General features: G+C 63.7%; 9 protein-coding genes. 6 read left to right on the forward strand and 3 right to left on the reverse strand.

All coding sequences use genetic code 11. The features are described from left to right. Positions 1-14 precede the first annotated feature (14 nt). Entirely contained in the window at positions 15-314 is a 300-nt protein-coding gene (locus tag N5D48_RS24880) for a YciI family protein (RefSeq protein ID WP_279888690.1), read from the reverse strand. A gap of 1 nt (position 315) precedes the next feature. Continuing rightward, positions 316-912: a septation protein A gene (locus tag N5D48_RS24885; protein ID WP_279888691.1), complete on the reverse strand. Its 597-nt coding sequence runs from the start codon at positions 910-912 to the stop codon at positions 316-318. A 67-nt stretch (positions 913-979) separates the two neighbouring features. Here N5D48_RS24885 and N5D48_RS24890 point away from each other — a divergent pair, with 67 nt between their 5' ends. The 6 genes from N5D48_RS24890 to N5D48_RS24915 all read left to right on the forward strand — a co-directional run bounded on the left by N5D48_RS24890 (position 980) and on the right by N5D48_RS24915 (position 7,487). Further along, positions 980-1,840 carry a PHP domain-containing protein gene (locus N5D48_RS24890; RefSeq protein ID WP_279888692.1) on the forward strand — a complete coding sequence of 287 codons (861 nt, stop codon included), beginning with the start codon at positions 980-982 and terminating at the stop codon, positions 1,838-1,840. Positions 1,841-1,853: 13 nt separating this feature from the next. Continuing rightward, positions 1,854-2,483, forward strand: coding sequence for an L-threonylcarbamoyladenylate synthase (locus N5D48_RS24895; RefSeq protein WP_279888693.1), 630 nt, complete (start codon positions 1,854-1,856; stop codon positions 2,481-2,483). Between the two features lie 92 nt (positions 2,484-2,575). Next, a complete protein-coding gene (locus tag N5D48_RS24900; RefSeq protein ID WP_279888699.1) occupies positions 2,576-3,307 on the forward strand; it encodes a ScpA family protein in 732 nt (243 codons plus the stop codon). A 14-nt stretch (positions 3,308-3,321) separates the two neighbouring features. Then, on the forward strand, positions 3,322-4,092 hold the full coding sequence (gene scpB / locus N5D48_RS24905) for an SMC-Scp complex subunit ScpB (RefSeq protein ID WP_279888694.1): 771 nt from the start codon (positions 3,322-3,324) through the stop codon (positions 4,090-4,092). Between the two features lie 226 nt (positions 4,093-4,318). Continuing rightward, positions 4,319-5,386 (forward strand): 23S rRNA pseudouridine(2605) synthase RluB, encoded by a 1,068-nt coding sequence (gene rluB, locus N5D48_RS24910; protein ID WP_279888695.1) that lies wholly within the window; start codon positions 4,319-4,321, stop codon positions 5,384-5,386. 682 nt (positions 5,387-6,068) lie between these two features. Next, complete coding sequence (locus tag N5D48_RS24915) at positions 6,069-7,487, forward strand: amino acid permease (RefSeq protein WP_279888696.1); 1,419 nt, start codon at positions 6,069-6,071, stop codon at positions 7,485-7,487. 141 nt (positions 7,488-7,628) lie between these two features. On the opposite strand, the gene N5D48_RS24920 is transcribed toward N5D48_RS24915, so the two are convergent. Further along, positions 7,629-8,513: a LysR substrate-binding domain-containing protein gene (locus N5D48_RS24920; RefSeq protein ID WP_279888698.1), complete on the reverse strand. Its 885-nt coding sequence runs from the start codon at positions 8,511-8,513 to the stop codon at positions 7,629-7,631. Positions 8,514-8,593 lie beyond the last annotated feature (80 nt).

The raw sequence follows: 8,593 nt of genomic DNA on the forward strand, positions 1-8,593 counted from the left end.
GATTCGAGCTTGAACTATGGCAGGACTTGCTTGAACGGCTTGACCACGACCTTGTCGTAGACGCCCGCGGCGATGTACGGGTCGGCGTCGGCCCAGCCCTGGGCGGCGGCCAGCGAGTCGAATTCGGCGACGATCAGGCTGCCACTGAAGCCGGCCGCACCGGGGTCGTTGCTGTCGATGGCCGGATGCGGACCGGCCAGGACCACGCGGCCCTCGGCCTTGAGCTGCTGCAGACGCTCGATGTGGGCAGGTCGGGCTGCCAGGCGTTTTTCCAGGGAGTTGGCGACGTCGCTGGCGATGATGGCGTAGAGCATGTCAGTCCTTGGGCTTGGAGGGAGAGGGGTCGGTATCGTGCAGGTGGCGCGAAAGATAGACACCTTGGGCCACCAGGAAGATCACGGTCATGCCGAGGCTGCCGAATACCTTGAAGTCGACCCAGATGTCCTGGAAGGTGAACGCGACGAACAGGTTGGCGGCGCCGCAGACCAGGAAGAAGGCGATCCACGCCAGGTTCAGGCGGGTCCAGATCGCTTCGGGAAGTGTCAGGGCGTGGCCCATGATGCGCTTGATCAGCACGCGGTCGCCGATGAAGTGGCTGCCGGCGAAGGCCAGGGCGAACAGCCAGTTGACCACCGGCGCCTTCCACTTGAGGAAGGTCTCGCTGTGGAACGCCAGGGTCAGGCCGCCGAACACCAGGCAGGCGACCAAGGTCAGCAACTGGCCTTTCTCCAGCTTGCGATGGCGCAGGAACAGCGCGCCGTAGACCACCACGGAGCTGACGATCAGCATGGCGGTGGCGCTGTAGATCCCGCCGAACTCGAAGCCGTGGCCGGCGAATTCGACCGGGCGTGGGTCCAGTTTGTAGACGATGAAGAACAGCAGCAGCGGGATGAAATCGATGAATTGTTTCACAGTGGCAGCCAGAAGCGGGATGTGACGGCATAATAACAAACATCGATTCCGGCGAAAGCGCTCCTCCATGAATGTTGATCTGCACTGTCACAGCACGGCCTCCGACGGCGCCCTGTCGCCCACGGCATTGGTCGCCCGGGCTCATGAGCACGGGGTGCGAACCTTGGCGCTCACCGACCACGACACCCTCGAAGGCCTGCCCGAGGCGCGCCAGGCCTGCCGGGACAACGGCATGCACTGGGTCAGTGGGGTGGAGCTTTCCTGTACCTGGGGCGGCGCCACCATTCATGTGCTGGGCTACGATTTTGCGCTGGATGCGCCGCCGTTGCTCGAAGCCATCGAAAACCTGCACCGTGGCCGCTGGCTGCGCGCCGAGGAGATCGACCGCAAGCTGGCGGCCAAGGGCATGCCCGGCGCGTTGTCGGGTGCGCGGGCGGTCCAGCAAGAGTTGGGCGACAGCGGCAATGCTCCGGCTCGCCCGCATTTCGCTGAATTTCTGGTGCGAGCAGGCTTCGTCAAGGACCGTGGCGAAGCCTTTCGCAAGTGGCTGGGCGCCGGCAAGTTGGGGGACGTCAAGCTGCACTGGCCGACGCTGGAGGAAACCGTCGCCACCCTGCGCGAGTCCAATGCCTGGGTAAGCCTGGCGCATCCGATGCACTACGATCTGACCCGCAGCAAGCGCAGACGGCTGATTGCCGACTATATTCAGGCTGGAGGGCAGGCACTGGAAGTGGTGAATGGAATGATGCCGCCCGAACAGGTGGGGACGATGTCCATCCTCACCCGTGAATTCGGCCTGCTGGCAAGTGCCGGCAGCGATTTCCACGGCCCCGGCACCTGGGGCGAGATCGGTGCCTACCGGCCATTGCCCGAGGACCTGCCACCCCTGTGGCGCCGATTCCGACATGAACAGCCTATGGCGGTATGAACAGGACGACTACGTGAGCCAATTTTTCCAGATTCATCCGGAGAACCCGCAGCCGCGCCTGATTCGCCAGGCGGTCGAGATCATCCGCAAGGGCGGGGTGGTGGTCTATCCGACGGACTCGGCCTATGCCCTGGGTTGCCAGATCGGTGACAAGGCTGCCATCGAGCGAGTTCGGCGCCTGCGTGGCCTGGACAAGTCCCACAACTTCACCCTGATGTGCTGCGACATGTCCCAGCTGGGGGTCTACGCCAAGGTCGACACGGGCACCTTCCGTCTGCTCAAGGCCCATATCCCCGGCCCCTACACCTTCATTCTCAACGGCACCCGCGAAGTACCGCGCCTGCTGCTGCACGAGAAGCGTCGCACCATCGGCCTGCGCGTGCCCGACCATGCGATCACCCTGGCGTTGCTGGCCGAGCTGGGCGAGCCGCTGATGAGCGTCAGCCTGATCCTGCCGGGAGACGACGAGCCGATGACCGATCCCTACGAAATCCGCGAGCGCCTGGAGCATCATGTCGACCTGATCATCGACGGCGGTTTCGGTGACCTGAAGGCATCCACCATCATCGATCTGTCCGGTGACGAGCCCGAGCTGATCCGTGAGGGGTGCGGCGATCCCAGCCCATTCCTGGTCAACGCGTGAGCCAGGTGGACGCGCCAGAGGCGCCGGCCAGCGAGGCCGAGACGCCTTTCCAGTTGCAACTGGCCCTGGTCTATGGCGAGGCTCTCACCGAAATGCCGGTGGACCTGTACATTCCACCGGATGCCCTCGAGGTCTTCCTCGAGGCTTTCGAAGGCCCGCTGGATCTGTTGCTGTACCTGATCCGCAAGCAGAACGTCGACATCCTCGATATTCCGGTGGCGGAAATCACCCGTCAGTACATGAGCTATGTCGAGCTGATGAAGAGCGTGCGCCTGGAACTGGCCGCCGAGTATCTGGTGATGGCCGCCATGCTCGCCGAGATCAAGTCGCGCATGCTGTTGCCGCGCTCCAGCGAGATTGAGGAGGAGGAGGGCGACCCTCGTGCCGAGCTGATCCGTCGCTTGCAGGAGTACGAGCGCTTCAAGGCTGCCGCCGAAGGCATCGATGAGCTGCCGCGGGTTGGCCGCGATGTCGTCGTGCCGCGTCTCGAGGCCCCCCAGGCCAAGGTGCGCAAGCTGCTGCCGGAGGTGGCGCTGGAGGAGATCCTGCTGTCCATGGCCGAGGTCATGCGCCGCAATGACCTGTTCGAGAGCCATCAGATCACCCGCGAGGTGCTGTCCACCCGCGAGCGCATGAGCGAAGTGCTCGAACGCCTCAAGGGCGGCGCTTTCGTGCCGTTCGTCGAGCTGTTCACCCGCGAGGAGGGCAAGCTTGGGGTAGTGGTCACCTTCATGGCGGTTCTCGAACTGGTGAAGGAATCGCTGATCGAACTGGTGCAAAATGAGCCTTTCGCCCCGATCCACGTCCGTGCCCGGGCAGAGTGACCTGACGACTACCGATGAACCTGAACGAACCCCGCGAACTGGCGTCGCTGATCGAGGCCTTCCTGCTCGCCTCGGGCAAGCCGCAATCCCTCGAGCGCCTGTACGAGCTTTTCGAGGAGGCCGAGCGCCCGGCCCCCGCCGTTTTCAAGAAGGCCCTGGAGGTACTGGGCAAGTCTTGTAGCGGCCGCGCCTTCGAACTCAAGGAAGTGGCCAGCGGCTATCGCCTGCAAATCCGTGAAGACTACGCGCCCTGGGTCGGCCGCCTGTGGGAGGAACGCCCGCAGCGCTATTCCCGCGCGCTGCTGGAAACCATGGCGCTGATCGCCTACCGCCAGCCCATCACCCGTGGCGAGATCGAGGACGTGCGCGGCGTGGCGGTCAACAGCAACATCATCAAGACCCTGATGGAGCGCGAGTGGATTCGCATCGTTGGCTACCGCGAGGTGCCTGGCCGGCCGGCGATGTTCGCCACCACCAAGGCGTTTCTCGATCATTTCAATCTCAAGAGCCTCGACGAGCTGCCTGCGCTGGCCGAACTGCGCGAGTTGGAGCCTGAGCCGGTGCTCGACCCGGACGAAGCGCCGGTGCCGGCGCACTTGCAGGCGCTGGCCGATGCCAGCCTGGGCGAGGAGGGTGAAGAAGTGGAGCCCAGGGAGGAGACCAGCTTCCGATCGCTGCTGGTGGAACTCGATGCCATGGAAGACGGGCTCAAGACCGATTTCGACGATTTGCGCGAAGAAGAGCCTGAGGCGCCGGAGCAGGAACAGGACAAGTTACAGCCCTGATTCTTGTGCTGGCAGCATCGGCCCCTTCGCGGGTAAACCCGCTCCCACAGACGGTGATGTCCCTGTGGGAGCGGGTTCACCCACGAAGGGGCGGTACTGGCCAAGCCTGACCGTCAGGCAGAAACCCTTCTTGAACCTGCAAAAACCTTCTACCCTCCAGTGCGTTCCCCCGCCGAACCGCGTATGATGCGCGCCCGCTTTCACTACTACACCGGGAGGTGCCCAGATGAGTGACAAAGACCTGCAAGACCAACAACCCACCCCGCCATCCGGCGAAAAGCTGCAGAAAGTGCTGGCCCGCATCGGCGTCGGCTCGCGTCGTGACGTCGAGGCCTGGATCAGCCAGGGCCGCATCAAGGTCAACGGCGTCGAGGCCACCCTGGGCCTGCGCGTCGACCTGCACGACGCCATCACCGTCGACGGCAAGCTGATCAAGCGCGTCGAGGCCAGCGAGGCCACGCGCCGCGTGATCATGTACAACAAGCCCGATGGCGAAATCTGCACCCGCGACGACCCTGAAGGCCGCCCGACCGTGTTCGACCGCCTGCCACGTCCGAAAGAAGGCCGTTGGATCAACATCGGCCGCCTGGACATCAACACCACCGGTTTGCTGCTGTTCACCACCGATGGTGAACTGGCCAACCGCCTGATGCACCCGTCCTACGAGATGGACCGCGAATATGCGGTGCGTGTGCGCGGTGAGGTCGACGACGACATGATCGACCGGCTCAAGGCTGGGGTGATGCTCGAGGACGGCCCGGCCAAGTTCACCGATATCCAGAAAGCACCCGGCGGTGAAGGTTTCAACCACTGGTACCACTGCGTGGTGATGGAAGGCCGCAACCGTGAGGTGCGTCGCCTGTGGGAGTCCCAGGGCATGGTGGTCAGCCGTCTGAAGCGCGTGCGTTTCGGCCCGGTGTTCCTCAATTCCGACCTGCCGATGGGCCGCTGGCGTGAAATGAGTCAGGGCGAGATCGACATCCTGGCGGCGGAAGTCGGCTTGCAGCCGGTGGCGCTGCCGGAGATGAAGCTCAAGGCCAAGGACAAGCTCGAGCGTCTGCAGCGCAAGTCCACCCGTCCGCTGGGGCGTGGTGAGCGTGTACGCACCCTGCGTCCCGCCCAGGAGGGTGGTCAGGGCGAGCGCCCGGCACGCCCGGCGCGTGAAGAGTCGGCGCCGCGCAAGAGTGGCCGTGGCAGTACCGTGGCCGAGCGCCCGAGCGAGATGCGCAAGCGTCCGGTCCGTCCCGACGGCGACAAGCCGGCAGGCCGTGGTCGCGGCAAGCCTCGTGGTTGATCCGACCTGCCAGTGAAAAGCCAGCCTTCGGGCTGGCTTTTTTGTGCCCGTCGAGCGTCTCCGGCTTAGCGCAATCCCTGTGGGAGCGGGCTTGCCCGCGATAGGCCGCAGAGCGGCTCCAAGTGCTTGAGCGCATAGATATTTTCCGACGTGTGGAAAGTTTTTAGACCGACTTGTAAAGAAATTTATACGGTTTTGGCCTGTTTTTTCGATTTTCCCAATGTCTGTAACATTAACTTTCCATAACCCTTGCGCCAGAGCCGCTCCGCCCGGATCTCCCCCCTTCCCAAACCCCCGCCCAGCCGCTGAGATAGCGCCATTGCGTGTACAAAGCCAGGCAGGATCGCCAGGCACCAAGAACAACAACATGGAGGCGCCATGCACGCCGATCACTCCGCCTTTTCAGGCTTTCTCCCCGGGACCGCTGCGTTTTTTCCACAGGAAACGATGCAACGCGTTGACGCCTGCGCGTTTGCAGGGGTATACAATGCGCCGCGTTTTACCTGTGACTCCTTTGCGTACCGCGCACTCTTGCTGACACCCGGTTGATTCGCCTGGGCCTCACGCCCAATGCGCACGACCCGTCCAAGAACCCAAGGTAACCACCTTGCCCATTCCGCTGCGCCACGAGCGCGGTGGGTCCGATTCCGTCACAGATAAAAACAAGCAGGTGACTTCGTTCATGAGTGGACATAATTCACAGTCCGGCGAACTCAAGCGTGGCTTGAAGAACCGCCATATCCAGCTGATCGCCCTCGGTGGCGCGATCGGTACCGGATTGTTCCTTGGCTCGGCTGGCGTGATGAAATCCGCTGGTCCGTCGATGATCCTCGGCTACGCCATCTGCGGCTTCATCGCCTTCATGATCATGCGCCAGCTCGGTGAGATGATCGTCGAGGAGCCGGTGGCCGGCTCCTTCAGCCATTTCGCGCACAAGTACTGGGGCGGTTTCGCCGGCTTCCTGTCGGGCTGGAACTGCTGGGTGCTGTACATCCTGGTCGGCATGTCGGAGCTGTCGGCGGTGGGCAAGTATGTCCATTACTGGTGGCCGGAAATCCCGACCTGGGTAACGGCGGCGGCGTTCTTCCTGCTGATCAACGCCATCAACCTGATGAACGTGAAGTTCTTCGGCGAGGCCGAGTTCTGGTTCGCGATCATCAAGGTCGCCGCCATCGTCGGCATGATCGGCCTGGGCGCCTACCTGCTGACCAGCGGCACTGGTGGCCCTGATGCGTCGGTGACCAACCTGTGGGCCCATGGTGGTTTCTTCCCGCATGGCGTCAGCGGCCTGGTGATGGCCCTGGCCTTCATCATGTTCTCCTTCGGCGGCCTGGAAATGCTCGGTTTCACCGCGGCCGAGGCCGACAAGCCGAGGACCGTGATCCCCAAGGCGATCAACCAGGTCATCTACCGTATCCTGATCTTCTATGTAGGCGCCCTGGTGGTGCTGCTGTCGCTGACCCCGTGGGACAGCCTGGTGGCCAGCATCGACGCTTCCGGTGGCAGCTATGGCAGCAGCCCGTTCGTCCAGGTCTTCTCGCTGCTGGGCAGCGATGTCGCAGCGCACCTGCTGAACTTCGTGGTCCTGACCGCCGCGCTGTCGGTGTACAACAGCGGCACCTACTGCAACGCCCGCATGCTCCTGGGCATGGCCGAGCAGGGTGATGCTCCTGCGGCGCTGGCCAAGGTCGACCGTCGCGGCGTGCCAGTGCGTTCGATCCTGGTGTCGGCGGCCGTGACGCTGATCGCGGTGCTGCTCAACTACCTGATGCCGCAGAACGCCCTGGAGCTGCTGATGTCGCTGGTGGTCGCGACCCTGGTGATCAACTGGGCGATGATCAGCTACTCGCACCTGAAGTTCCGCCAGCACCTTGACCGCACCGGCCAGAAGCCGCTGTTCAAGGCGCTGTGGTACCCGTACGGCAACTACCTGGTACTGGCGTTCGTGGTGCTGATCCTGGGCATCATGCTGCAGATTCCTGGCATCCAGGTGTCGGTGTACGCGATGCCGGTGTGGCTGGTGGTGATGTATGTGTTCTACGTGCTCAAGAGCAAGCGTGGGGCGCAGGCCAACGGTACTGCGGGTAGCGTGGCCAAGTAAGCGCCGAGGCGCTTCGAGAAAACCCGATGCCAGGTGACTGGCATCGGGTTTTTTGTTGCCTGTGCCCCCGCTCCCACAGAGAGCGCAGTACCTGTGGGAGCGGGTTTACCCGCGAAGAGGCCAGTTCTGGCAACCAGTCACTCAGATCTGTTCCAGCAACCAGCCACGAAACGCTCGCAGCGAAGGCAATGCCTCATTCCTCGGCGGATAGATCAGGTAATAGCTGCGCTGGCTGGCAAACGGCGGGCCCGGGCTGAACAGCTCGCCGCTGGCCAGCTCCTCCTCCACCAGAATGCGCGGCACCAGCCCGATGCCGATGCCTGCGCGCACCGCCTGGATCAGGTGCGAGGTCAGCTCGAAACTCGGCCCCAGGCGCATCGAGCGATGGGGCAGGGCCTGGTGGGAGAACCACTCCCCCCAGGCATGAGGGTTGTTGGCGACGTTGAGCAGCACCTCTTCGCTGATCCGCGCCGGGCTCCAGTCCTGGCCGTCGCGAGCGCTGTCCGGCGGCAGGATCACCACCAGCTCCTCGGCGTGCAGGCGATGGCAGACCAGCCCGGGCAGGTCGTGGGTGGCGACGCCGATGGCCGCGTCGATCTCGCTGGTGTCGAAGTTGATCGCTTCGATACGGGAATGAATGTGCACCAGCATGCCGGGGTGCGCGCTGTAGAACGCATGCAGGCGCGGCAGCAGCCATTTCGAGCCGAAGGTCGGCAGCGTCGCCAGGCGCAGGGTGCCGACGCCGGACTGATAGGCAAGGGCCTGCAAGGTAGCGCTGCGGATGCGTCCGAGGGCCTCGCTGAGCTCGCGCTGGTACAGGCGGCCGACATCGGTCAGTTGCACCTGGCGCCCTTCGCGGCGGAACAGGGTGAGCCCCAGTTGCTGCTCCAGCGCCTGCACCTGCCGGCTCACCGCGCTCTGCGTCAGCGACAGCTCGGCGGCGGCGCGGGTGTAGCTTTCATGCCGCGCGGCGGCCTCGAAGGCCAGCAGCAGCGACATGGACGGTGTGAGGTGGCGGTAATTCATTCATAAAGCTCATCGATAGCGGCAGGAATATCCGTTTGCCCCTGGCGCGAAACTACAGGAACATGGGCGCACTCGTCATG

Source organism: Pseudomonas sp. GD03858 (assembly GCF_029840925.1).
Lineage (GTDB): Bacteria > Pseudomonadota > Gammaproteobacteria > Pseudomonadales > Pseudomonadaceae > Aquipseudomonas.

What these genes read in the sequence shown, in the direction of transcription:
- N5D48_RS24890 (WP_279888692.1), top strand. Translation starts at nt 980, where the DNA reads ATGAATGTTGATCTGCACTGTCACAGCACGGCCTCCGACGGCGCCCTG.
- scpB (WP_279888694.1), top strand. Translation starts at nt 3,322, where the DNA reads ATGAACCTGAACGAACCCCGCGAACTGGCGTCGCTGATCGAGGCCTTC.
- N5D48_RS24880 (WP_279888690.1), bottom strand. Translation starts at nt 314, where the DNA reads ATGCTCTACGCCATCATCGCCAGCGACGTCGCCAACTCCCTGGAAAAA.
- N5D48_RS24915 (WP_279888696.1), top strand. Translation starts at nt 6,069, where the DNA reads ATGAGTGGACATAATTCACAGTCCGGCGAACTCAAGCGTGGCTTGAAG.
- rluB (WP_279888695.1), top strand. Translation starts at nt 4,319, where the DNA reads ATGAGTGACAAAGACCTGCAAGACCAACAACCCACCCCGCCATCCGGC.
- N5D48_RS24920 (WP_279888698.1), bottom strand. Translation starts at nt 8,513, where the DNA reads ATGAATTACCGCCACCTCACACCGTCCATGTCGCTGCTGCTGGCCTTC.
- N5D48_RS24900 (WP_279888699.1), top strand. Translation starts at nt 2,576, where the DNA reads ATGCCGGTGGACCTGTACATTCCACCGGATGCCCTCGAGGTCTTCCTC.